Source organism: Serratia sp. CY47280 (assembly GCF_052168655.1).
GTDB classification, from domain to species: Bacteria; Pseudomonadota; Gammaproteobacteria; order Enterobacterales; family Enterobacteriaceae; genus Serratia; species Serratia bockelmannii.
This window is the reverse complement of the sequence record NZ_JBJNMG010000010.1, coordinates 51019-72644: the sequence shown is the minus strand read 5'-3', so window position 1 is coordinate 72644 and position 21626 is coordinate 51019. Positions and strand designations below refer to the sequence as shown.

Genomic DNA, 21626 nt, shown 5'->3' with positions numbered 1-21626 from the left:
TCATAATGAACAAGATTCTGTTAGTTGACGACGACCGCGAGTTGACCTCGCTGTTAAAAGAACTGCTTGAAATGGAAGGTTTTAATATCGTCGTCGCGCACGATGGCGAGCAGGCGTTGTCGCTGCTGGACAGCTCCATCGATCTGCTGCTGCTCGACATCATGATGCCGAAGAAAAACGGCATCGATACGCTGAAAGAACTGCGCCAACATCACCAGACACCGGTCATCATGCTGACCGCGCGCGGCAGCGAACTGGACCGCGTGCTGGGCCTGGAGCTGGGCGCCGATGATTACCTGCCGAAACCCTTCAACGATCGCGAGCTAGTCGCGCGTATTCGCGCCATTCTGCGCCGTTCCAACTGGAGCGAACAGCAGCAGCAGGTCGACAGCGGCGCCCCGACGCTGGATGTCGATGGCCTGCAGCTGAATCCCGGCCGCCAGGAGGCCAGCTTCGACGGCCAGGTGCTGGATCTGACCGGCACCGAGTTCACCCTGCTTTACCTGCTGGCGCAGCACCTCGGGCAGGTGGTATCGCGCGAACTGCTGAGCCAGGAAGTGCTGGGCAAACGCCTGACTCCGTTCGATCGCGCTATCGACATGCACATCTCCAACCTGCGGCGTAAGCTGCCGGATCGCAAAGACGGGCATCCGTGGTTCAAAACCCTGCGCGGGCGTGGTTATTTGATGGTATCTGCAACATGATCAACAGTTTGACGGCACGCATCTTCGCCATTTTCTGGTTTACGTTAGCCCTGGTGCTAATGCTGGTGCTGATGGTGCCCAAGCTCGACTCCCGCCAAATGACCTCGCTGCTCGACAGCGAGCAGCGGCAGGGGTTGATGCTGGAACAGCACGTCGAGGCCGAGTTGCAAAACGATCCGGCCAACGATCTGATGTGGTGGCGCCGCCTGTTCCGCGCCATCGACAAATGGGCGCCGCCGGGCCAACGCCTGTTGCTGGTCACCAGCGAAGGCCGGGTGATCGGCGCGCAGCGCAACGAAATGCAGATCGTCCGCAACTTCATCGGCCAATCCGATAATTCGGATCATCCCAAGAAGAAAAAGTACGGCCGCGTCGAGCTGGTCGGGCCGTTCGCGGTGCGCGACGGCGAAGACAACTACCAGCTGTACCTGATCCGTCCCGCCAACAGCCCGCAATCCGATTTCATCAACCTGATGTTCGACCGGCCGCTGCTGCTGCTGATCGTCACCATGCTGATCAGCGCCCCGCTGCTGCTGTGGCTGGCCTGGAGCCTGGCGAAACCAGCACGCAAGCTGAAGAACGCCGCCGATGACGTGGCGCGCGGCAACCTGAAGCAGCATCCGGAACTGGAGGCCGGCCCGCAGGAGTTCCTGGCCACCGGCGCCAGCTTCAACCAGATGGTCAGCGCGCTGGAACGCATGATGAACGCCCAGCAACGGCTGATCTCGGACATCTCGCACGAGCTACGCACGCCGCTGACGCGCCTGCAGCTGGCCACCGCGCTGATGCGCCGCCGCCACGGCGAAGGGCACGAACTGGCGCGCATCGAAACCGAAGCGCAGCGGCTGGATTCGATGATCAACGATCTGCTGGCGCTGTCGCGCGGGCAGCAAAAGGGCGAGCTGGCGCGCGAGCAGTTGAAGGCCAACGAACTGTGGGCCGACGTGCTGGACAACGCCCGTTTCGAAGCGGAACAGATGGGCAAGCAGTTGGAGATCGCTGCGCCGCCAGGTCCGTGGACGCTGTTCGGCAACGCGAGCGCGCTGGACAGCGCGTTGGAAAACATCGTGCGCAACGCCCTGCGGTATTCACACACCCGCATTGCCGTGGCGTTCAGCGCCGACAATCAGGGCGTGACCATCCAGGTTGACGACGACGGCCCCGGCGTCAGCGCCGAAGACCGCGAGCAGATCTTCCGTCCGTTCTACCGCACCGATGAAGCGCGCGACCGTGAGTCCGGCGGCACCGGCCTCGGCCTGGCGATCGTCGAGGCGGCGGTCAACCAGCATCGCGGCTGGGTGAAGGCCGAAGACAGCCCGCTTGGCGGCCTGCGGCTGGTGCTGTGGCTGCCGCTGCATCATCAACGCCTATCGTCTAAGACAGAACAGTAAGAGTTTGCTATCCTGCGCCCCTCGTTCACGAGGGGCCTGCAACATGCTGAACATCGTTTTATTTGAACCCGAAATTCCACCCAATACCGGCAATATCATCCGCCTGTGCGCCAATACCGGCTTTAATCTGCATCTGATCGAACCGCTGGGTTTTCCGTGGGACGACAAACGCCTGCGCCGCGCCGGGCTGGATTACCATGAGTTCACCCGCGTCCACCGTCATGCCGACTACGCCGCTTTTCTCGCCGCCGAAAACCCGCAGCGGCTGTTTGCCCTCACCACCAAGGGCACGCCGGCGCACAGCGCCGTCAGCTACCAGGCCGGCGACTACCTGCTGTTCGGTCCGGAAACGCGTGGATTGCCTGCCGACATCCTCGATGCGCTGCCCGCGCAGCAAAAAATCCGCATCCCAATGCAGGCGCAAAGCCGCAGCATGAACCTGTCGAATGCCGTATCGGTGGTGGTGTATGAAGCCTGGCGGCAGTTGGACTATGCCGGCGCGCTGATCAAAGCGTAATCCGCGACAACGCGCCATACTGGAAGGGTTAACCTCTCCAGATACGGCACATGGCTTTCATCGCAGATATTGTTACCCAGCTTCGCCGGCTCGAATCGGCGCTGAACGAGGCGCTGTTGCGGCTGCAACAGGCGCAAGACACCGAGGCGCTACACGACTTGCGCGTCTGCCTGCGCCGCATTCGCAGCCTGCTGCGTCCGTTGCGCGGCTTCCCCGGCGCAACGCGGCTCGATCGGGCCGCCGCCGAGTTGGGCAAGCTCACGACGCCGCTGCGCGATCTCGAGGTGCTGATCGTCGAATTGGCGCACCATCGCCTCGATTGGCAGGCCAACGTGCGCCAAAGCGATTTTCAGGCCCGCTGCCGCCAACTGCTCGCCAACCCGCTGCTCATCAGCTTCCCTTCGCTATTGCACGCCTGGCCGCACCGCTTTCGCCGCATCGCGCAGCGCCCCGCCAAACACCGTGTGAACCGACGCCTGCAGCGCCAGCAGCGGCAATTGCGCAGGGCGTTGGCTGATACCGGCTACGATCGCCACCGTCTGCGGCTGCTGGTCAAACGCCTGCGCTACGCGGCCGAAGCCTACCCGCAACGCCTCCCCCTCTCTCCCGCCGCAATGGCGGGCCTGAAAGCGGTGCAAAACGCCCTCGGCGATTGGCACGACCGGGAGGTCTGGTGCCTGCAGGCAGAACATCAGGCGGATCTCTGGCCCTTGTTGCCCCGATGGCAAGCAGAGCAACACCAGGCGCTGGCCAGAGCGGACATCTTGCTCGTTGCCTTATCACCCGCACTGGTGGCGAAAACCGGCGGCGCATCACGATCCTGAAAAAAGGCCGCAGCAGGGCACGCCCGGCCCCGAAAATGCCCGATGAGGCGCAGATAATGCGCTATGTTTTGTAAGGGTAATCACCACTCATCATAGGAAACCACATGAAAAAACAACGCTTGAGCGTTGCCATGGCCGTTCTGGCAGCGGGCCTGTTGCTGGCGGGCTGTTCGTCCAAAGTCACCCAAACGTCGCAATATTCGGGCTTTTTGTCCGATTACAGCAAACTGCAGGAAACCACCTCGCCAAGCGGTCATAAAACGCTGCGCTGGGTAGATCCGAGCTACAAGGAATCCAACTATCGCGGTATCTATTTCCAACCGGTGGTCTATTTCCCGGCGGAGAAACCCACGGCGCGCGTCAGCCAGGACACGCTGAACAAGATTAAGGCCTACGCGACCCAGCGAATCAAAACCGCGCTGCAGAACCGCTTTACCATTCTGCCAAGCCCGACGGGCTCGCGCGTTCTGGTGGCCAAACTCGCCATCACCGCCGTTTCGGCCGAAAACGAAGACATGAAGTTCTATGAAGTGGTGCCGGTCGCTGCAGTGGTTGCCAGCACCATGGCGGCTACCGGGCACCGGACGCAAAATACCGCGCTGTATATTGAAGGCGAGTTGATCGACCAGGATACCGGTAAAACGGTGATGGAAGTGGTACGCAAGGCCTACGGTAAAACCGTCAACAACGACAGCACGCCGGTCACGGCGGATGACGTCAAGGCGGCGATCGACGACATCGTTACCGATATCACCCAGTTCCCGAAACAGGGCTGACCGCCGCCTGAAAAACACAGGGGGAGCCAAAGCTCCCCCTGAATGGATACGCAAACGGCGTTCAAATGCCGTCGCCGTACTCGAAACCGTGGTTGGTACCGTTGAAGTATTGGTCCATATCCATCGACGGCGTATCGCTCTCCGGCCGCCCGACGATGCGCGCCGGCACCCCGGCGGCGGTGGTATGCGGCGGCACCGCCTGCAAAACCACCGAACCCGCGCCGATCTTCGCGCCCTTGCCCACTTCGATATTGCCGAGAATTTTGGCGCCGGCGCCAATCATCACCCCTTCGCGGATTTTCGGGTGACGGTCGCCGCTGGTTTTACCGGTACCGCCGAGCGTGACCGACTGCAGGATAGAAACGTTGTTCTCCACCACCGCCGTTTCACCGATCACGATGCCGGTAGCGTGGTCAAGCATGATGCCGCAGCCGATGGTCGCCGCCGGGTGGATGTCCACGCCGAAGGCGACGGAAATTTGATTTTGCAGGTAGATAGCCAGCGCTTGCCGCCCTTGCTGCCACAGCCAATGGCCGATGCGGTAAGCCTGCAGCGCATGGAACCCTTTGAGGTAAAGCAGCGGCGTGGAGTATTTATCGACCGCCGGGTCGCGCAGCCGCACCGCGAGGATATCGCGCGCCGCCGAAACGATCATCTGATTGTCGGACTTGTAGGCCTCTTCCACCACCTCGCGCACCGCGATGGCGGGCATGATCGGCGTTGCCAGCTTGTTGGCCAGCATATAGCTGAGCGCGCTGCCCAGATTCTCGTGCTTGAGCAACGTCGCATGGAAAAAGCTGGCCAGCATCGGTTCACAATCAGCCAGTGCTCGCGCTTCTGATTTAATGCTGTTCCAGACCTGTTCCAACTCTTCTGACGACATCACATACCCCTTTGCCTTGCCAAACGGGCCGCTTCACACGGTAGCGCGGAGCGGCCCAGGTCATTTGCGGGGTCAGCATTCCGCTGCCCCGACATATCGTTTTATGTCACGCGCTGGGTTTTTCGTCCTTTCGGGCTCGCCCCAGCAGGCTCAGCGCCGCTTCGCGGGCGTCTTTATGGCAGTAAAGCACCTGATAAATCTGTTCGGTGATCGGCATTTCCACGCCGTGCCGCTGCGCCAGCGCCAACACCTCTTTGGTATTACGATAGCCCTCGACCACCTGACCGATGCTGTCCTGCGCTTCCTGCACGCCTTTACCTTGCCCCAGCATAATGCCGAAGCGGCGGTTGCGCGATTGGTTGTCCGTGCAGGTTAGCACCAGATCCCCCAGCCCCGCCATGCCCATGAACGTCGAAGGATCGGCGCCCAGCGCAGAACCCAGACGGCTCATTTCCGCCAGCCCGCGCGTAATCAACGCGGTGCGGGCGTTGGCGCCGAAACCGATGCCGTCGGACATGCCAGCGCCGATGGCGATCACATTCTTCACCGCGCCGCCAAGCTGCACGCCGATAAAGTCGGGATTGCTGTAGACGCGGAAGCTCTTGCCGCAGTGCAACAGCTGTTGCAGATCGTCGGCGAACTGCGCATCGGTCGCCGCCAGCGCGATCGCCGTCGGCAGGCCGGCGGCCAGCTCTTTGGCGAACGTCGGCCCGGAGAGCACCGCCAGCGGGATCGTCTCGCCCAGCGCCTCACGCGCCACGTCCTGCAGCAATCGCCCGGTTTCCGCTTCCAACCCCTTGGTGGCCCACACGATGCGGGCGTCCGGGCGCAGATGCGGCTTCAGCTGACGCAGCACGTCGCCAAACACGTGGCTTGGCACCACCACCAGCACGTCGCGGCTGGCCGCCAGCGCACGCGCCAAATCGGCCTCAAGCAGCAGGGTATCGGGGAAAGGAACGTCGGGCAGAAACGCCTGATTGCAGCGATCTTGCTGCAACGTTTGAATTTGCGCGGGGTTGTGCCCCCACAGCACCACGGCATGGCCGTTACGCGCCAGCGTAATGGCCAATGCGGTGCCGTACGAGCCGGCACCGATAACAGTCATTGAAGCATTGACGGTGTTCATCAGGCATCCTGATGTGGTGCGGCACCTTCGCCTTCCGCCTGCTGCTGCAGATAGTTCATGAACAGCGCGTCAAAGTTGACCGGTGCCAAGTTCAGCTGCGGGAATGTACCGCGGGAAACCAGGCTGGTGATGCACTCGCGCGCATACGGGAACAGGATGTTCGGGCAGTATGCACCCAGGCAATGCGCCAGCTGCGTGCCTTCGATACCTGCTACCGAGAAGATGCCCGCCTGTTGCACTTCGCACAGGAACGCGGTCTCTTCGCCCAGGCTCGCCGTCACGGTTACGCGCAGTACCACTTCATACACTTCGTCAGCCAGCTGGCTGGACGCGGTATCCAGATCAAGTTTAACTTCCGGCTGCCATTCCTGCTGGAAAACCTGCGGCGCGTTCGGCGCTTCGAAGGAGATATCCTTGGTATAGATACGTTGGATCTGGAAAGCCATTTCGGTGCTGTTTTGTTCTGACATGTGAGTAATACCCTTGGTTAAACGTCCTTATTGACACTCGGTGAGCCGGCAAGCTGCTTAAAGCAGCGGATCCAGGCCGCCGCGAGCATCGAGTTCATATAAATCATCACAGCCGCCGATATGCCGGCCATCGATGAAAATCTGCGGCACGGTGGTGCGCCCGCTGCGCTCGATCATCACTTCGCGCTTGGCGCTATCGCCGTCGATGGCGATCTCGTTAAACGCCGCGCCCTTGCTGTTCAACAGCGCCTTGGCGCGATGGCAGAACGGACAGGTCGCTTTGGTGTAGATATCAATGTTAGCCATGGATTGCCACCTCAAATAGGTTAAACGGTTACTTACCGCGCACCAGCGGCAGGTTTTCTCCGCTCCAGCCGGCGATGCCGTCTTTCAGCATCGTCACCTTTTCAAAACCGGCCTTGCTCAGGTTCTCCGCCGGCTCGCGGGAGGCGGTGCCGTTGGCGCACACGACGATGATCGGCTGCGCTTTGTGTTTTTCCAGCTCGCCCAGGCTGCCGCTTTTGATTTCGCTGGCGGTCAGGTTGATGGCGCTGGCCAGGTGGCCACGGCGGAAATCGTCGCGGCTGCGGGTGTCGACCACCACGGCTTCTTCTTTGTTGATCAGGCGGATAGCTTCACCGCGAGCGATCTCTTTGACCTTGGAGAAACGGCTTTTGAAGGTCATGACGATCACGGCGACCAGCAGAGCGATCCAAGCCAGGCTCAGAATCGGGTGTCTGCTTACGAATGGCATAATTTCTTGCAGCATGGGGTGTAACAACTCCCGTCAGTTAAGGGATAAATAAGTCAAGGTTCCAGAGTATACCTGCCGAGTGCGGCAAATACAGCCAATAAGCAAGCGCGATTGTAGAAACTGCGGGCTGCGCTGAGAAATTCCCGAGGTCAGAGCATAAAAGCCCGCGCGATTCGCCGCAACCTTGATCTCTTTGGGCTATTTCTCGCCGGCGGCGATGTAAAATCAGCCGGTTTTTCGAGGGCGAACAGCCATGCTTGCGGCGGGCGCATGGCTATTCGCAGCTTAAAAAGTTCATAAGAGGTCAATGCAATGTCGAGCAACAAAAAACCGATGGTACTGGTGATCCTGGACGGTTACGGCCACCGTGAGGAGCGGCAGGACAACGCGATCCTGAACGCCGGCACCCCGGTGATGGACCGTCTGTGGCGGGAGCAGCCGCATACGCTGATCGCCGCCTCCGGGCTAGATGTCGGCCTGCCCGACGGCCAAATGGGCAACTCCGAAGTCGGCCACGTCAACCTGGGCGCCGGGCGCATCGTCTACCAGGATCTGACCCGGCTGGACAAAGCGATCGCCGACGGCGACTTCTTCGCCAACCCGGTGCTGACCGCCGCGGTCGATAAAGCCGTAGCGGCCGGCAAGGCGGTGCATATCATGGGCCTGCTGTCGCCGGGCGGCGTGCACAGCCACGACGAGCACATTCTGGCCATGATCAAGCTGGCCGCCCAACGCGGCGCCAAAGCCGTTTATCTGCATGCCTTCCTCGACGGGCGCGACACGCCGCCGCGCAGCGCCGAAGCCCCGCTGCAACGCTGCCGCGACGCCTTCGCCGCGCTGGGCGTCGGGCGCATCGCCTCGCTGATCGGCCGCTACTACGCGATGGACCGCGACAACCGCTGGGATCGCGTGCAGCTGGCCTATGACCTGCTGACCGCGGCCAAAGGCGACTACGTGGCCGACGATGCGATCGCCGGCCTGCAGGCCGCCTACCAGCGCGGTGAAAACGACGAGTTCGTCAAACCGACCGTCATTCGCGCCGCCGGTGAGGCCGATGCCGCGATGCAGGACGGCGATGCGTTGATCTTCATGAACTTCCGCGCCGACCGCGCGCGCCAGATCACCCGCGCTTTCGTGAACGCGGATTTCGACGGTTTCCCGCGCGCCAAGCGGGTGCAGTTCGGCGATTTCGTGATGCTGACCGAGTACGCCGCCGACATCGCGACCGCCTGCGCCTATCCGCCGGCGTCGCTGGCCAACACCTTCGGCGAATGGCTGATGAAGCACGACAAAACCCAGCTGCGCATCTCGGAAACCGAAAAATACGCCCACGTCACCTTCTTCTATAACGGCGGCGTGGAAGCGCCGTTCAAAGGGGAAGACCGCGTGCTGGTCAATTCGCCGAAGGTCGCCACCTACGATCTGCAGCCGGAGATGAGCGCCGCCGAGCTGACCGACAAACTGCTGAGCGCCATCCGCAGCGGCAAATACGACGCCATTATCTGCAACTACCCGAACGGCGACATGGTGGGGCATACCGGCGTGTATGAAGCAGCGGTCAAAGCGGTGGAGACGCTGGATGCCTGCATCGCCCAGGTGGTTGACGCGGTGCGCGACGTCGACGGCCAACTGCTGATCACCGCCGATCACGGCAACGCCGAGCAGATGCGCGATCCGGCCACCGGCCAGGCGCATACCGCCCACACCAGCCTGCCGGTACCGCTGGTTTACGTCGGCAAACCGGCACGGGCGATCGAAGGCGGCAAGCTTTCGGACATCGCGCCAACCCTGTTAACGCTGATGGGAATGGAAATCCCGCAAGAGATGACTGGTAAGCCGCTGTTCATCGTGGAATAATCCTTCTCCATGAGGGAGAAGGCGTTTTTTGCACTATCAAGGGTAACCCGAAGCGCAAACGCAGGCAGCCGGCCGCTGCCTGAACGCACCGCGCCAAGGACGTTCACCGCCATGTGCGCCAGCGTATTTTGCGCTGGCGTCTTGCTGTTGCCGCTCGCCGGCCAGGCGGCGGAAGACAATAAATCCCAGCTGAAAGACATCCAGCAGAGCATCGCCGAGAAAGAAAAAGCGGTGAAGCAGCAGCAGCAGCAGCGCAGCTCGCTGCAGGATCAGCTGCGTCAGCAGGAAAAAACCATCGCCCAGGCCAGCCGCCAGTTGCGCGACACCCAGGGCACGCTCACCCAGTTGAGCAAGGATATTTCCGGCCTGAACGCCTCGATAGCCAAACTGCAAAAGCAGCAATCGACCCAACAAAACCTCCTCGCCAAACAGCTCGACGCCGCCTTCCGGCAAGGGCAGCACAGCGCCGTGCAGCTGATCCTCAGCGGTGAAGAAAGCCAGCGCAGCGAACGTATTCTGGCCTATTTCGGCTATCTGAACGAAGCGCGCCAGAAAACCATCGAAGAGCTGAAACAGACCCGCGCCGAGCTGGCGAAGCAAAAAACCACGCTGGTGGCCAAACAGGGCCAGCAAAAGTCCTTACTGAGCGAACAACAAACACAGCAGCAGAAGCTGGAGCAGGCGCGCGGCGCCCGCAAGAAAACGCTGACCGCGCTGGAAGCCTCGCTAGAAAAAGACCAACAACGCCTGGTGGAACTGCGCCAAAACGAAGCCCGCATGCGCGACAAGATCGCCCGGGCGGAGCGCGAAGCCCGTGCGCGCGCCGAACGCGAAGCGCGTGAAGCGGCCAAAGTGCGCGAACAGGTGCGCATCAAGGAACAGCAGGCGAAGAAAACCGGCACCACCTACAAACCTAGCGAAGCCGATCGCTCGCTGATGGCGCGCACCGGCGGTCTCGGTCGTCCGGCCGGCCAGCTGATGTGGCCGGTACGCGGCCGCACGCTGCACGGCTTTGGCGAACAGCAGCAGGGCGAGCTACGCTGGAAAGGCATGGTGATTGAGGCCCGCGAAGGTAGCGAAGTGAAAGCCGTCGCCGATGGCCGCGTGCTGCTGGCCGACTGGCTGCAAGGCTATGGCCTGATGGTGGTGGTCGAACACGGTAAAGGCGACATGAGCGTGTACGGCTACAACCAAAGCGCGTTGGTCAACGTCGGGGCGCAGGTGCGCGCCGGCCAGCCGATCGCGCTGGTCGGCACCAGCGGCGGCCAGGGAACGCCGTCGCTCTATTTCGAAATCCGTCGTCAGGGACAGGCGGTTAACCCACTGCCGTGGTTGGGAAGATAGATTTGCACTATGTCAAAACCCGTACAGCTCTGTTAATAGGCTGTCTGCTGCAGGTTTACGCTGCGCAGGCAGGAAAACTCTCCATCGTCATCGATGACGTGGGCTACCGCCCTCACGAAGAAAACGCAGTGCTGCAAATGCCGACGGCGATCTCGGTTGCGGTATTGCCCAACGCGCCGCATGCCCGCCTGATGGCCACTCGCGCCCACAGCCAGGGCCGCGAAGTCTTGATCCACATGCCAATGGCGCCGCTCAGCAAGCAGCCGCTGGAGCGCGATACCCTGCAGCCAGCCATGAGCAGCGACGAGATCCAGCGCATCATCCGCAACGCGGTGAACAATGTGCCTTACGCGGTCGGCATGAACAACCACATGGGCAGCGCCATGACCTCCAGCCTGCCGGGCATGCAGAAAGTGATGCAGGCGCTCGAAAGCTACCGCCTGTACTTCCTCGACAGCATGACCATCGGCAACAGCCAGGCGACCCGCGCCGCGGCCGGCACCGGCGTGAAAGTGATCAAACGCAAGGTGTTCCTCGACGATACCGCGAACGAAGCCGACATCCGCCGCCAGTTCAATCGCGCGGTTGAATTGGCGCGGCGCAACGGTTCCGCCATCGCCATCGGGCATCCACGTCCGGCGACGGTGAAAGTGCTGCAGCAGATGCTGCCGTCGCTGCCCGCCGATATCGTGCTGGTCAAACCGAGCGCGCTGCTGAACGAACCGCAGGGCAACGGCGGCGGCAGCTACGTTCCACCGCCGGTCAAACCGCAAAAACCGCAGCCGAAAAATCCGTTCAGCGGTGGCATCAAACAGTGCAAGGTCAAACCGCCGAAGGAAAAAGCCAACGCCGGCACCGCGCTGGGCGTCATCGCCGACAGCATAGCCACCTCGCCGCCGGTGACCTTCATCAAGCGTCATTGGCAACACTGGACGCAAGCCAAACCGCAAGCATAAAAAAAGGCCGGAATTCCGGCCTTTTTCACGTCTGCCGAGATTAATCCCAGCTCAGCACCACTTTACCCGACTTGCCGGAGCGCATGGCGTCGAAGCCCTGCTGGAACTCGTCGATCGAGAAACGGTGGGTGATGATTGGGGTCAAATCCAGGCCGGACTGGATCAGCGCCGCCATCTTGTACCAGGTTTCGAACATTTCGCGGCCGTAAATCCCTTTGATAAACAGCCCTTTGAAGATGACCTGGTTCCAGTCGATCGACATATCCGAAGGCGGAATGCCCAGCATGGCGATGCGTCCGCCGTGGTTCATGGCATTGAGCAGCGTGCGGAACGCCGGCGGCGCGCCGGACATTTCCAGACCGACGTCGAATCCTTCGGTCATACCCAGCTCGGCCATCACGTCGTTGAGGTTTTCCTTACTGACGTTCACCGCGCGGGTCACGCCCATCTTGCGCGCCAGTTCCAGACGGTATTCGTTAACGTCGGTGATCACCACATGGCGGGCGCCGACGTGTTTGCACACCGCCGCCGCCATGATGCCGATCGGGCCGGCGCCGGACACCAGCACGTCTTCCCCGACCAGATCGAACGACAGCGCAGTGTGTACCGCGTTACCGAACGGATCGAAGATCGAAGCCAGTTCGTCGGAGATGTTATCCGGGATCTTGAAGGCGTTGAACGCCGGGATCACCAGGTATTCCGCGAAGCTGCCCGGACGGTTCACGCCCACGCCGACGGTGTTGCGGCACAGGTGCGTGCGGCCGCCGCGGCAGTTGCGGCAGTGGCCGCAGGTGATGTGACCTTCACCGGACACGCGATCGCCCATGCTGAAGCCTTTGACTTCCTGACCGATCGCCACCACTTCGCCCACGTATTCATGGCCGACCACCATCGGAACCGGAATGGTTTTTTGCGACCATTCGTCCCAGTTGTAGATATGCACATCGGTGCCGCAGATCGCGGTTTTGCGGATTTTGATCATGATGTCGTTGTGGCCCAGCTCCGGCTGAGGCACGTCGGTCATCCAAATCCCTTCTTCCGCTTTCAGTTTTGACAGTGCTTTCATGGTTTTACCTTATGCAATAACGCCAAGATCCTTACCGATACGTGTAAACGCCGCCACTGCGCGTTCGATTTGCTCCGGGGTGTGGTCGGCGGACATCTGGGTACGGATGCGCGCCTGGCCTTTCGGCACCACCGGATAGAAGAAACCGGTCACATAGATGCCTTCCTTGAGCAACGCATTGGCGAATTCCTGCGCCAGCTTCGCCTCACCCAGCATGACCGGGATGATGGCGTGATCGGCGCCGGCCAGGGTGAAGCCGGCGGCGGTCATTTTTTCGCGGAACAGACGCGCGTTGGCCCACAGGCGATCGCGCAGGGCGTCGCCCTCTTCCAGCAGTTCCAGCACTTTGATCGACGCGGCGACGATCGCCGGCGCCAGCGAGTTGGAGAACAGGTACGGACGCGAGCGCTGGCGCAGCCACTCCACCACTTCTTTCTTGGCGGCGGTGTAGCCGCCGGACGCGCCGCCCAGCGCTTTGCCTAACGTACCGGTAATGATATCGACGCGGCCCATCACTTCGCAGTATTCATGGGTGCCGCGCCCGTTGGCGCCGACAAAGCCCACCGCATGGGAGTCATCCACCATCACCAGCGCCTGATACTCGTCCGCCAGATCGCAAACCCCTTTCAGGTTGGCGATTACGCCGTCCATCGAGAATACGCCGTCGGTGGCGATCAGAATGTGCCGCGCGCCGTCGGCTTTGGCCTGTTTCAGCTGCGCGGCCAGCTCGGTCATGTCGTTATTGGCGTAGCGATAGCGCTTGGCCTTACACAGGCGCACGCCGTCGATGATCGACGCGTGGTTCAGCGCATCGGAGATAATCGCGTCTTCCGGGCCGAGCAGGGTTTCGAACAGCCCGCCGTTGGCGTCGAAGCAAGAGGAGTACAGGATCGCGTCTTCCATGCCCAAAAAGGCCGCCAGTTTCTGTTCCAGCTGCTTGTGGCTGTCCTGGGTGCCGCAGATGAAGCGCACCGACGCCATGCCGAAACCGTGGCTGTCCATCCCCGACTTGGCGGCGGCGATGAGCGTCGGATGGTTGGCCAGGCCCAGGTAGTTATTGGCGCAGAAGTTGATCACATGGCTGCCGTCGGCAACGGCGATATCCGCCTGCTGCGCGGAGGTGATGATGCGTTCTTCCTTGAACAGCCCTTCACTGCGAGTGGCGGCAAGCTGTTGTTCCAACTGCTGATAAAAAGACGCTGACATTCGGTTATCTCCAGGATTGGGCTATTTACGGCATATTTTACTGATTTGTAACCAAACTGACGAGAATGCGCGGGAGAGAATATTAAAATTGCAGCAGATATCACGGCAAAAAGCGGACTTCAATGGCAATGCGGGATATTCGGAGCCCTTCCGCTGTTTGCCGCGGCATGAAATGCTATGATAACCGCCATTGAGCGTGGGGCATTGTGCCCCGCCAGCAGCTTAGCAGGGGTAACCCAATGATTATCGTCACAGGCGGCGCCGGCATGATCGGCAGCAACATCATTAAGGCACTGAACGACAAGGGATATCGCGATATCCTGGTGGTGGATAACCTGAAAGACGGCACCAAATTCGTCAACCTGGTCGATCTGGATATCGCCGATTATATCGATAAAGAAGACTTTATCGCCAGCATCGTGGCCGGCGACGATCTGGGCGAAATCGAAGCGGTGTTCCACGAAGGCGCCTGCTCCGCGACCACCGAGTGGGACGGCAAGTACATGATGGACAACAACTATCAGTACTCCAAAGATCTGCTGCACTACTGCCTGGATCGCGAAATCCCGTTCCTCTACGCCTCCTCCGCCGCCACTTACGGCGGCCGCGAAGAGTTTATCGAAGAGCGCCAGTATGAAGCTCCGCTCAACGTGTACGGCTACTCCAAATTCCTGTTCGATCAGTACGTGCGTGAGATCCTGCCGGAAGCGGACTCGCAGATCTGCGGCTTCCGCTACTTCAACGTTTACGGCCCGCGCGAAGGCCACAAAGGCAGCATGGCCAGCGTCGCCTTCCACCTGAACACCCAGATCAACCGCGGCGAAAACCCGAAACTGTTCGCCGGCAGCGAAAACTTCAAGCGTGACTTCATCTACGTCGGCGACGTGGCGGCGGTTAACCTGTGGTTCTGGGAAACCGGCAAATCCGGCATCTTCAACTGCGGCACCGGCCGGGCGGAAACCTTCCAGGCGGTGGCCGACGCGGTGGTGGACTTCCATCAGAAAGGCGCGGTGGAATACATCGAGTTCCCGGAAAAGCTGAAGGGCCGCTATCAGGCGTACACCCAGGCCGATCTGACCAAGCTGCGCGCCGCCGGCTACGACGCACCGTTCAAAACGGTCGCCGAAGGCGTGAAAGAGTATATGGCCTGGTTGAACCGCACCGCATAAGCTGAAGGAATTAACGCTGGGTATGAAAATACTGGTTATCGGCCCTTCTTGGGTTGGCGACATGATGATGTCGCAAAGTCTCTATCGCACCCTGAAGGCCGAATACCCGTCGGCGGAGATCGATGTGATGGCGCCGGCCTGGTGCCGTCCGCTGCTGGCGCGCATGCCGGAAGTCAATCAGGCGCTGGCGATGCCGCTGGGCCACGGCGCGCTGGGGCTCGGCGAACGCCGCCGCCTGGGGCGCGCCCTGCGCGCCAACCGTTACGATCGCGCTTACGTTCTGCCCAACTCGTTCAAATCCGCGTTGGTGCCTTTCTTCGCCGATATCCCGCAGCGCACCGGCTGGCGGGGCGAAATGCGCTACGGCCTGCTGAACGACGTCCGCGTGCTCGACAAGGCCGCTTTCCCGCTGATGGTGCAGCGCTATGTGGCGCTGGCCTATGACAAAGGCCGCGTTCAGCGCGCCGACGATCTGCCGCAGCCGCTGCTGTGGCCGCAGCTGCGGGTGAGCGACGAAGAGATCGCCGAAACTACTTCGGCCTTCAACCTGACCGACAGCCGCCCGATCGTCGGCTTCTGCCCAGGCGCGGAGTTCGGCCCCGCCAAGCGCTGGCCGCACTATCACTACGCAGCGCTGGCTCAACGGCTGATCGAGAGCGGCTATCAAATCGCGCTGTTCGGTTCGGCAAAAGACCACGAGGCCGGCGAACAGATCCGCGCCGCGTTGCAGGAAGACGCGCGCGATTTCTGCCTTAACCTGGCCGGAAAAACCCAGCTGGAGCAGGCGGTGATCCTGATCGCGGCCTGCCGGGCGGTAGTCAGCAACGACTCCGGTTTAATGCACGTTGCCGCAGCGTTGAACAAACCGCTGATAGCCTTGTACGGCCCAAGCAGCCCCGACTTCACGCCGCCGCTCTCCGACAAGGCGCGGGTTATCCGCTTGATCAGCGGTTATCACAAGGTGCGTAAAGGAGATGCCGAGCAGGGATACCACCAAAGTTTGATCGATATTCAGCCGCAGCAAGTGTTGGATGCGCTGACGCCGTTACTTGTCGCCAGCGAGGAATAGTCATGCAGGTGTTAATCGTAAAAACGTCCTCGATGGGCGATGTGCTGCATACGCTGCCCGCCCTGACCGACGCGCTGCAGGCCATTCCCGATATCCGCTTCGACTGGGTGGTGGAAGAAGGTTTCAGCCAAATCCCCACCTGGCATCCGGCAGTGGATCGCGTGATCCCGGTGGCCATTCGCCGCTGGCGTAAAAATTGGTTCGGCAGCGACACCCGACAGCAGCGCTGCGACTTCAAGCGCGCGCTGCAAGAACGCCATTACGACGTGGTGATCGACGCGCAGGGCCTGATCAAAAGCGCCGCGCTGATCACCCGCGTCGCCAAAGGCAACAAACATGGCCCGGACTGCAAGAGCGCGCGCGAGCCGTTCGCCAGCTGGTTCTACAACGTGCGTCATGAGATAGACAAACAGCAGCACGCGGTGGAACGCACGCGCGAGCTGTTCGCCAAAAGCCTCGGCTACGATAAACCGGGCAGCTACGGCGATTACGCCATCGCCGCGCGTTTTCTCAGCCAGCCGCCGGTCGATGCCGGTCAATATCTGGTGTTTCTGCACGCGACAACCCGTGACGATAAGCATTGGCCGGAGCAGAACTGGCGCGAGCTGATCGCGCTGACGGCCGACAGCGGGCTGAAGATCAAACTGCCGTGGGGCGCAGAGCATGAACATCAGCGCGCGCTACGCTTGGCGGAAGGTTTTCCACATGTCGAAGTGCTGCCGAAGCTCAGCCTGCAGCAGGTGGCCGACGTGCTGGCCGGCGCCAAGGGCGTGGTCTCGGTCGACACCGGACTCAGTCATCTGACCGCCGCGCTCGACAAACCGAACATCACGCTGTTCGGGCCAACCGATCCCGGCCTGATCGGCGGCTACGGGCAAAATCAGCACTCGCTGATTTCGCCGGAAAAAAGCATGGCGACAATTGACGCCGATACGGCATGGCAGGCGTTGCAAAAGGTTATAGCATGAAAAAACTGCACATTATCAACCTGGGTAAAATGGGCGGCGTCGAGCGCCTGTTCCTGCAGTACATCAACGATACCACCGACGACAGCAACCAGGTCCTGTGCATCAGCGGCGACATTGGCGAAGAGATCCGCCGCCAGTTGCCTGCGCATCAGCCCGTCACCTTCGCCAACCGCCTGATCAATGCGCTGCCGCTGCGCTGCCCGCAGTTCCTGCGCAAATTTTTGCTGAAGTGGAAAATCGAGCGGGCCAACGCCGACGTGGTGATCGTCTGGGACCTGGTGCCGGGGCTGGCGGCCAAACCCAAGCGCGGCAAGCTGGTTTACTACGATCATGGCTGCTCCTGGCGTTACCCCAAGAATAAAAAGACGCTGCGTTTCTTCGCCATGCTGGACGGCGTCATTTCCGCCTCACACGCGTCGAAGCGAGTGATGGAGCTGCGCTTTAATCTGCCTTGCCCCAATCACGTGGTGATCAACCGCATCAAGACGCCGGCAGGGATCGACAACACACCGAAAACGCTGTCGCAGCCGGTCCGGATCGGCACGGCCTCACGCCTGGTCAGCCTGAAAGGCATCAGCGTTTCCTTATTGATGATGCAGGAGCTGCTGCGGCGCGGGCATGACGTCACGCTGGAAGTGGCCGGCAAAGGGCCGGATCGCGCGGCGTTCGAGGCGCTGGCGGATCGGCTTCAGCTCGGCGACCGCATCACTTTCAGCGGTTATCAGGATGACGTCGCCGGTTTCTTCAATCGCACGCACATCTACATGAGCACGCCGATCACCGAGCCGTTCGGCTTGTCCTGCATGGAATCGCTCTATTTCGGCGTGCCGGTCATCTTCCCGCAGGTCGACGGCCAGCCGGAAGCGGTGAAAGACGGGGTCTGCGGCATTGGCCTGACGCCGTCGGTCACCATCGAACAGCACCGGCAGCTCACCGATATCGAGGTCGACTTCCCGCATGAGGTCTACGATCCGTTGACCGACAGCCTGGTAGCGCCCAAGCTGCTGTCGCATATCGACTGTGCGGATGCCGTTGAGAAATTGCTGGAGCGAGAAACCTACCAGACTCTGAGCCGAAATGCGCAGCGCTATCCTGCGGAACATTTCAACTATGCTCAGTTCAAAGTTGAATTCGACGACACGCTGCGATCCTTTATCGTTTAATCAACACGTGAGCCGGAAAACACGCCCGATGCTAAAATACAGAACGCCGCACCCTGCCTTCAGCTATCTGATCTATCTGGGGTGCGCCATCGCTTTTTGCACCATCCCTTTCGGTTCCGCGACCGGACGCAATCTGTTTTACGTTTCCAGCTACATCGCCTTTATCGCCGTTTGCCTGTATCCGCGCTACTACTTCAGCAACGTTAGAAATCTGCTGCTGCCCGCGTTGATGTTCAGCGTCGGTATGGGAACCATCCTCTGGATGCATCACTTCAAACAGCCGGGTGACTACATCAATATCTATCGCTCTTATATGTCGACCGGCAAACTGCAGCTCGCGACCGCTTTCATCTTGCTGATTGCGCTCAATGAGCGGTTGTGCGTGCAGCGCCTGTTGATCGTTGTGGCTCTCGTCACCGGTCTGGCGATCAACGGTTATTCGCTCTATCAAGGGCTGCGTCTGGATATCCCGCGCGTAGAGCTCAACTTCGATCGCGCCACGGTCGCCGCCTACCTGATGACCGCCATCGATCTGGTCATGATGCAAGCCATCCTGATGCTGCGCACCCGCTACCGTCTGGTGTTGTACATTGCGGCATTCCTGCTGTCCTTCTCTGCGCTGGTGCTCACCGGCACCCGCGCGGCGATGCTGGTCTACCCGGTGGCGATTTGTCTGTCGCTGCTGGCCACCAAGCAACTGGTTTCCAGAAAACACAAGCTCGCGTTGATGGCCTCGGTACCGCTGCTGCTCGTAGCCTGCGGCCTGGTGTTTAAACCCCAGATAGAAGAACGCATTCAGGCCTTTGAGACCGATATGCGTCTGATGGATCAGCCACAGACTGAAAACTCGATCATTTCACGGCTGTCGATGCAAACGCTGGCATGGCGTACCGGCTCACAAGCCCCCTGGGGCCAATCCGCCGAACAGCGCGGCGAAGAGATCCGTGCGATGGTCGCACAGCAACCTCGCCTGTCTGGCGTTATGCCCTATATCAACGTCCACCTGCACAACGAGCTGCTGGAAACCTATTCGCTCAAGGGTGTCTGGGGCGTACTGCTGCTGCTGGCACTCTATGTCTGCCTGTTCTTCTCTTCGTTCCGGCCGCAGCGCAACGCGCTGTTGCTGAGCGTGAGCGCCAGCCTGTTCGTTTACGGGCTGAGCGACGTCATCTTCTTCAGCACGGAAGGCACCGCCATGTTCTGTCTGGCGCTGATCGCTGGAGTGCTCTCCGTGGCGAGACAGACTTCCACACAGGAGCAGGCCGCGTGAACATTCAGCCACCGCTGCTCAGCGTTATCGTGCCGTTTTATAATAACGAAGCGTTCATCATCGCTGCGCTGGATTCGTTATTTACGCAGATTTCTGATGATATTGAGGTGGTGATCATCGACGATGGCTCTACCGATGCGTCGGGGGCGCTGGTCAGCCGGTATCTGGCGCAGCGGCAGCATCCGCAGGTGGCTTTTATTTCTCAGGCCAACGGCGGTATTGCGCACGCCCGCAATGTCGGCCTGCAGCAAGCCACCGGGCGCTACGTCACCTTTCTCGACGGCGACGATCTGCTAAGCGACGACTATCTGGCGATCCTGAATCCCCTGCTGATCGCCGGTGAGTATGACCTGATCGATTTTAATTATCAGAAGTTCACCGAACAACCGCCGAAATCCGAGAACCGCGCGACGCAGCCCGTAGCCTACGACTTTTCATCGTTGGGGCTGAGCTGCCTGCAACCGCTGTTCGCGCGCTCAATGTGGCATCTCTGGAGCCGGGTATATAAACGCACGCTGCTGGCAGGGGAAGCGTTCGAAGACGGCAGGCGCTATGAAGACGTGATTTTCACGCCTTTTCAGTATTTCAAAACTCGCCGCATCGCCCATCTTGACTGCGAGCTCTACTTCTATCGGGACAACAGCCAGGGCATCACCCGCAATATCAAATCCAAAGATATTGAAGATCTGCTGTTCGCCATGGAGAAGATGCTGCGTTTTGTGGCGCAGCATCCCGGGGATGAGCCGCTGCGCCGGTTGGCCGCCCTGATGCTGGCTAACTGCTTTTCCGAGGTGAAAAGCATGTCGAAGGCGGTGTACGGCTATTACCATTACGCGCCGGCAACGCTGCATATCCTGCGCCGCGCCGCCGATATCTGCCGCAACAGCGACGTGCCGGGCAAAAAAGTCCGTCAGATGCGCTATGCGCGAGTGGATACCTTTCTTTCGAAGCTGCGCGGGCGCAGGCCGCACTAACCGCATCGGCCGGGCGGCCGATGCGTCGTCTCGCCTTTAGCGCGCTAAAGGCACGTGCGCGACCAACTCGTCATAAATCCGCTGCGGCTGGATAACCCCCATCGGGCTTTCCGCCTCCAACGGCATCGTATAGCCGGTGCGCGACACCTGAATGATGCGGTGCAGTTCAGGATCCTGAATCGGCCCGGTGGAGCGTGAATCGGCGGTCACGAACAGGCTGATGGTTTTCACCTTCAACGCCACCGCCAGATGCAGCGGCCCGGTGTCGCCGGTGACAAGAACATGGAAACTGTCGAGCAACGTCAGCAAGCCTTGCAGCCCCGTTTTGCCGATCTGGTTATCCACGCAGGCCTGCGTTTGCGGGCCGATCAAGCTCATAAACTGTTTGGCCTTGCCGTCGTCAAACGGTGCGCCAATCAGCACGATGCGTACATTGGGGTGCTTCGCCACCAGCTCATCGGCCAGCCGCGCATAGTGTGAAACCGGCCAGCAACGCGACTCCGTAGATGCCCCCAATTGAAACCCGATGGTGGGGTGGTCGCTGCTTTTGACGCCGCGCTGATAATCCACGGGAATTTCCATCGTCGGATCGTCGCTGCGGCAACCCAAAATGGAAATCAGCTCCAGCTTGCGGCGCACGAAGTGGCCGTAATAATGGAAGACATAGTTGGTCAGCCAAGGCTCCAGCCCGCAAATGCCCGAGCTGTAGTTATCGCGGATAATGTACTTCGCCCCGGCCAGTACGGCGCTGATGATGTCATAAGGCAGATGGGAGTGCAGGATCAGCGCCAAATCCGGCTGATGTTCACGCAGCGATTTCAGCAACGGGCGTATCGTCTTGATCTTGCTGTCCCAATACACCACGCGATCGTAATAGCGGCCGTTTTCCACCAGCTCGCGGTTTTTCTTGTGCACCACCAGCGTGATGTGCGCGTTGGGGTAGCGTTCCCGCATCGCCCTCAATGCCGGCGTGTTGAACATGAAGTCGCCCAACGCCGTGGTGGAATAGATGACGATATTGTCAAACTGCTGGGCGCCGTCGAACGTCGCCTTGTCCTGAAAACGGCCGTACTTCGCCGTATAGCGCCGCAAGAACCAGTCGGCAACCTTGATTTTCCATTTCTTCGACATGTGCGTGC

22 protein-coding genes are annotated in these 21626 nt (G+C 60.5%); 14 read left to right on the top strand and 8 right to left on the bottom strand.

Features of this window, described 5'->3' with window-relative positions:
* The first annotated feature begins 5 nt into the window (after positions 1-5).
* From cpxR to ACJ8J4_RS24035, 5 genes are all read left to right on the top strand, one after another.
* Positions 6-704 carry an envelope stress response regulator transcription factor CpxR gene (gene cpxR / locus ACJ8J4_RS24055; RefSeq protein WP_025304671.1) on the top strand — a complete coding sequence of 233 codons (699 nt, stop codon included), beginning with the start codon at positions 6-8 and terminating at the stop codon, positions 702-704.
* On the top strand, positions 701-2095 hold the full coding sequence (cpxA, locus tag ACJ8J4_RS24050; protein ID WP_015379421.1) for an envelope stress sensor histidine kinase CpxA: 1395 nt from the start codon (positions 701-703) through the stop codon (positions 2093-2095). The genes cpxR and cpxA overlap by 4 nt, the downstream gene beginning before the upstream one ends.
* Before the next feature lie 43 nt (positions 2096-2138).
* Positions 2139-2612, top strand: a complete 474-nt coding sequence (gene trmL / locus ACJ8J4_RS24045) for a tRNA (uridine(34)/cytosine(34)/5-carboxymethylaminomethyluridine(34)-2'-O)-methyltransferase TrmL (RefSeq protein WP_025304673.1) — start codon at positions 2139-2141, stop codon at positions 2610-2612.
* Positions 2613-2662: 50 nt separating this feature from the next.
* Positions 2663-3436 (top strand): CHAD domain-containing protein, encoded by a 774-nt coding sequence (locus ACJ8J4_RS24040; RefSeq protein WP_197836511.1) that lies wholly within the window; start codon positions 2663-2665, stop codon positions 3434-3436.
* A gap of 104 nt (positions 3437-3540) precedes the next feature.
* Positions 3541-4212, top strand: coding sequence for a DUF3313 domain-containing protein (locus ACJ8J4_RS24035; RefSeq protein ID WP_025304675.1), 672 nt, complete (start codon positions 3541-3543; stop codon positions 4210-4212).
* 61 nt (positions 4213-4273) lie between these two features.
* Here ACJ8J4_RS24035 and cysE read toward each other — a convergent pair whose 3' ends face one another.
* The 5 genes from cysE to ACJ8J4_RS24010 form a co-directional block, all read right to left on the bottom strand.
* Positions 4274-5095: a serine O-acetyltransferase gene (gene cysE, locus ACJ8J4_RS24030; RefSeq protein ID WP_025304676.1), complete on the bottom strand. Its 822-nt coding sequence runs from the start codon at positions 5093-5095 to the stop codon at positions 4274-4276.
* A 106-nt stretch (positions 5096-5201) separates the two neighbouring features.
* Positions 5202-6221, bottom strand: a complete 1020-nt coding sequence (gpsA, locus tag ACJ8J4_RS24025) for an NAD(P)H-dependent glycerol-3-phosphate dehydrogenase (RefSeq protein WP_025304677.1) — start codon at positions 6219-6221, stop codon at positions 5202-5204.
* Positions 6221-6691 (bottom strand): protein-export chaperone SecB, encoded by a 471-nt coding sequence (gene secB / locus ACJ8J4_RS24020; protein WP_025304678.1) that lies wholly within the window; start codon positions 6689-6691, stop codon positions 6221-6223. Before secB ends, gpsA begins: the two co-directional genes overlap by 1 nt.
* A 57-nt stretch (positions 6692-6748) precedes the next feature.
* Complete coding sequence (gene grxC, locus ACJ8J4_RS24015; protein WP_019452217.1) at positions 6749-6997, bottom strand: glutaredoxin 3; 249 nt, start codon at positions 6995-6997, stop codon at positions 6749-6751.
* 28 nt (positions 6998-7025) lie between these two features.
* Complete coding sequence (locus tag ACJ8J4_RS24010; RefSeq protein WP_016929700.1) at positions 7026-7460, bottom strand: rhodanese-like domain-containing protein; 435 nt, start codon at positions 7458-7460, stop codon at positions 7026-7028.
* 297 nt (positions 7461-7757) lie between these two features.
* Between ACJ8J4_RS24010 and gpmM the strand changes: the two genes are divergently transcribed.
* From gpmM to ACJ8J4_RS23995, 3 genes are read left to right on the top strand one after another with little or no spacing between them, the layout of a single operon-like run.
* On the top strand, positions 7758-9302 hold the full coding sequence (gene gpmM, locus ACJ8J4_RS24005; RefSeq protein ID WP_197836512.1) for a 2,3-bisphosphoglycerate-independent phosphoglycerate mutase: 1545 nt from the start codon (positions 7758-7760) through the stop codon (positions 9300-9302).
* Between the two features lie 9 nt (positions 9303-9311).
* Positions 9312-10646 carry a murein hydrolase activator EnvC gene (gene envC, locus ACJ8J4_RS24000; protein ID WP_025304680.1) on the top strand — a complete coding sequence of 445 codons (1335 nt, stop codon included), beginning with the start codon at positions 9312-9314 and terminating at the stop codon, positions 10644-10646.
* A 2-nt stretch (positions 10647-10648) separates the two neighbouring features.
* Positions 10649-11602, top strand: a complete 954-nt coding sequence (locus ACJ8J4_RS23995; RefSeq protein ID WP_049205333.1) for a divergent polysaccharide deacetylase family protein — start codon at positions 10649-10651, stop codon at positions 11600-11602.
* A 40-nt stretch (positions 11603-11642) separates the two neighbouring features.
* Here the strand turns inward: ACJ8J4_RS23995 and tdh are convergent, their stop codons facing one another.
* Together tdh and kbl are read right to left on the bottom strand one after the other, a co-directional pair.
* Positions 11643-12668, bottom strand: a complete 1026-nt coding sequence (gene tdh / locus ACJ8J4_RS23990) for an L-threonine 3-dehydrogenase (RefSeq protein ID WP_167324684.1) — start codon at positions 12666-12668, stop codon at positions 11643-11645.
* 9 nt (positions 12669-12677) lie between these two features.
* Positions 12678-13874, bottom strand: a complete 1197-nt coding sequence (gene kbl, locus ACJ8J4_RS23985; RefSeq protein WP_197836513.1) for a glycine C-acetyltransferase — start codon at positions 13872-13874, stop codon at positions 12678-12680.
* Positions 13875-14113: 239 nt separating this feature from the next.
* Between kbl and rfaD the strand changes: the two genes are divergently transcribed.
* From rfaD to ACJ8J4_RS23955, 6 genes are read left to right on the top strand one after another with little or no spacing between them, the layout of a single operon-like run.
* Positions 14114-15043 carry an ADP-glyceromanno-heptose 6-epimerase gene (rfaD, locus tag ACJ8J4_RS23980; RefSeq protein WP_025304683.1) on the top strand — a complete coding sequence of 310 codons (930 nt, stop codon included), beginning with the start codon at positions 14114-14116 and terminating at the stop codon, positions 15041-15043.
* A gap of 22 nt (positions 15044-15065) precedes the next feature.
* Positions 15066-16112 carry an ADP-heptose--LPS heptosyltransferase RfaF gene (gene rfaF, locus ACJ8J4_RS23975; protein WP_025304684.1) on the top strand — a complete coding sequence of 349 codons (1047 nt, stop codon included), beginning with the start codon at positions 15066-15068 and terminating at the stop codon, positions 16110-16112.
* A 2-nt stretch (positions 16113-16114) separates the two neighbouring features.
* Positions 16115-17080, top strand: a complete 966-nt coding sequence (gene rfaC / locus ACJ8J4_RS23970; RefSeq protein ID WP_025304685.1) for a lipopolysaccharide heptosyltransferase RfaC — start codon at positions 16115-16117, stop codon at positions 17078-17080.
* A complete protein-coding gene (locus tag ACJ8J4_RS23965) occupies positions 17077-18243 on the top strand; it encodes a glycosyltransferase family 4 protein (protein WP_043141021.1) in 1167 nt (388 codons plus the stop codon). Before rfaC ends, ACJ8J4_RS23965 begins: the two co-directional genes overlap by 4 nt.
* A 28-nt stretch (positions 18244-18271) precedes the next feature.
* Positions 18272-19513: an O-antigen ligase family protein gene (locus ACJ8J4_RS23960; RefSeq protein WP_043141024.1), complete on the top strand. Its 1242-nt coding sequence runs from the start codon at positions 18272-18274 to the stop codon at positions 19511-19513.
* Positions 19510-20487 carry a glycosyltransferase gene (locus tag ACJ8J4_RS23955; RefSeq protein ID WP_043141028.1) on the top strand — a complete coding sequence of 326 codons (978 nt, stop codon included), beginning with the start codon at positions 19510-19512 and terminating at the stop codon, positions 20485-20487. Before ACJ8J4_RS23960 ends, ACJ8J4_RS23955 begins: the two co-directional genes overlap by 4 nt.
* A 36-nt stretch (positions 20488-20523) precedes the next feature.
* Here the strand turns inward: ACJ8J4_RS23955 and ACJ8J4_RS23950 are convergent, their stop codons facing one another.
* Positions 20524-21618 carry a glycosyltransferase family 9 protein gene (locus ACJ8J4_RS23950; protein WP_025304689.1) on the bottom strand — a complete coding sequence of 365 codons (1095 nt, stop codon included), beginning with the start codon at positions 21616-21618 and terminating at the stop codon, positions 20524-20526.
* Positions 21619-21626: the final 8 nt, after the last annotated feature.

What these genes read in the sequence shown, in the direction of transcription:
- cpxR (WP_025304671.1), top strand. Translation starts at nt 6, where the DNA reads ATGAACAAGATTCTGTTAGTTGACGACGACCGCGAGTTGACCTCGCTG.
- cpxA (WP_015379421.1), top strand. Translation starts at nt 701, where the DNA reads ATGATCAACAGTTTGACGGCACGCATCTTCGCCATTTTCTGGTTTACG.
- trmL (WP_025304673.1), top strand. Translation starts at nt 2,139, where the DNA reads ATGCTGAACATCGTTTTATTTGAACCCGAAATTCCACCCAATACCGGC.
- ACJ8J4_RS24040 (WP_197836511.1), top strand. Translation starts at nt 2,663, where the DNA reads ATGGCTTTCATCGCAGATATTGTTACCCAGCTTCGCCGGCTCGAATCG.
- ACJ8J4_RS24035 (WP_025304675.1), top strand. Translation starts at nt 3,541, where the DNA reads ATGAAAAAACAACGCTTGAGCGTTGCCATGGCCGTTCTGGCAGCGGGC.
- cysE (WP_025304676.1), bottom strand. Translation starts at nt 5,095, where the DNA reads ATGTCGTCAGAAGAGTTGGAACAGGTCTGGAACAGCATTAAATCAGAA.
- gpsA (WP_025304677.1), bottom strand. Translation starts at nt 6,221, where the DNA reads ATGAACACCGTCAATGCTTCAATGACTGTTATCGGTGCCGGCTCGTAC.
- secB (WP_025304678.1), bottom strand. Translation starts at nt 6,691, where the DNA reads ATGTCAGAACAAAACAGCACCGAAATGGCTTTCCAGATCCAACGTATC.
- grxC (WP_019452217.1), bottom strand. Translation starts at nt 6,997, where the DNA reads ATGGCTAACATTGATATCTACACCAAAGCGACCTGTCCGTTCTGCCAT.
- ACJ8J4_RS24010 (WP_016929700.1), bottom strand. Translation starts at nt 7,460, where the DNA reads ATGCTGCAAGAAATTATGCCATTCGTAAGCAGACACCCGATTCTGAGC.
- gpmM (WP_197836512.1), top strand. Translation starts at nt 7,758, where the DNA reads ATGTCGAGCAACAAAAAACCGATGGTACTGGTGATCCTGGACGGTTAC.
- envC (WP_025304680.1), top strand. Translation starts at nt 9,312, where the DNA reads ATGAGGGAGAAGGCGTTTTTTGCACTATCAAGGGTAACCCGAAGCGCA.
- tdh (WP_167324684.1), bottom strand. Translation starts at nt 12,668, where the DNA reads ATGAAAGCACTGTCAAAACTGAAAGCGGAAGAAGGGATTTGGATGACC.
- kbl (WP_197836513.1), bottom strand. Translation starts at nt 13,874, where the DNA reads ATGTCAGCGTCTTTTTATCAGCAGTTGGAACAACAGCTTGCCGCCACT.
- rfaD (WP_025304683.1), top strand. Translation starts at nt 14,114, where the DNA reads ATGATTATCGTCACAGGCGGCGCCGGCATGATCGGCAGCAACATCATT.
- rfaF (WP_025304684.1), top strand. Translation starts at nt 15,066, where the DNA reads ATGAAAATACTGGTTATCGGCCCTTCTTGGGTTGGCGACATGATGATG.
- rfaC (WP_025304685.1), top strand. Translation starts at nt 16,115, where the DNA reads ATGCAGGTGTTAATCGTAAAAACGTCCTCGATGGGCGATGTGCTGCAT.
- ACJ8J4_RS23965 (WP_043141021.1), top strand. Translation starts at nt 17,077, where the DNA reads ATGAAAAAACTGCACATTATCAACCTGGGTAAAATGGGCGGCGTCGAG.
- ACJ8J4_RS23960 (WP_043141024.1), top strand. Translation starts at nt 18,272, where the DNA reads ATGCTAAAATACAGAACGCCGCACCCTGCCTTCAGCTATCTGATCTAT.
- ACJ8J4_RS23950 (WP_025304689.1), bottom strand. Translation starts at nt 21,618, where the DNA reads ATGTCGAAGAAATGGAAAATCAAGGTTGCCGACTGGTTCTTGCGGCGC.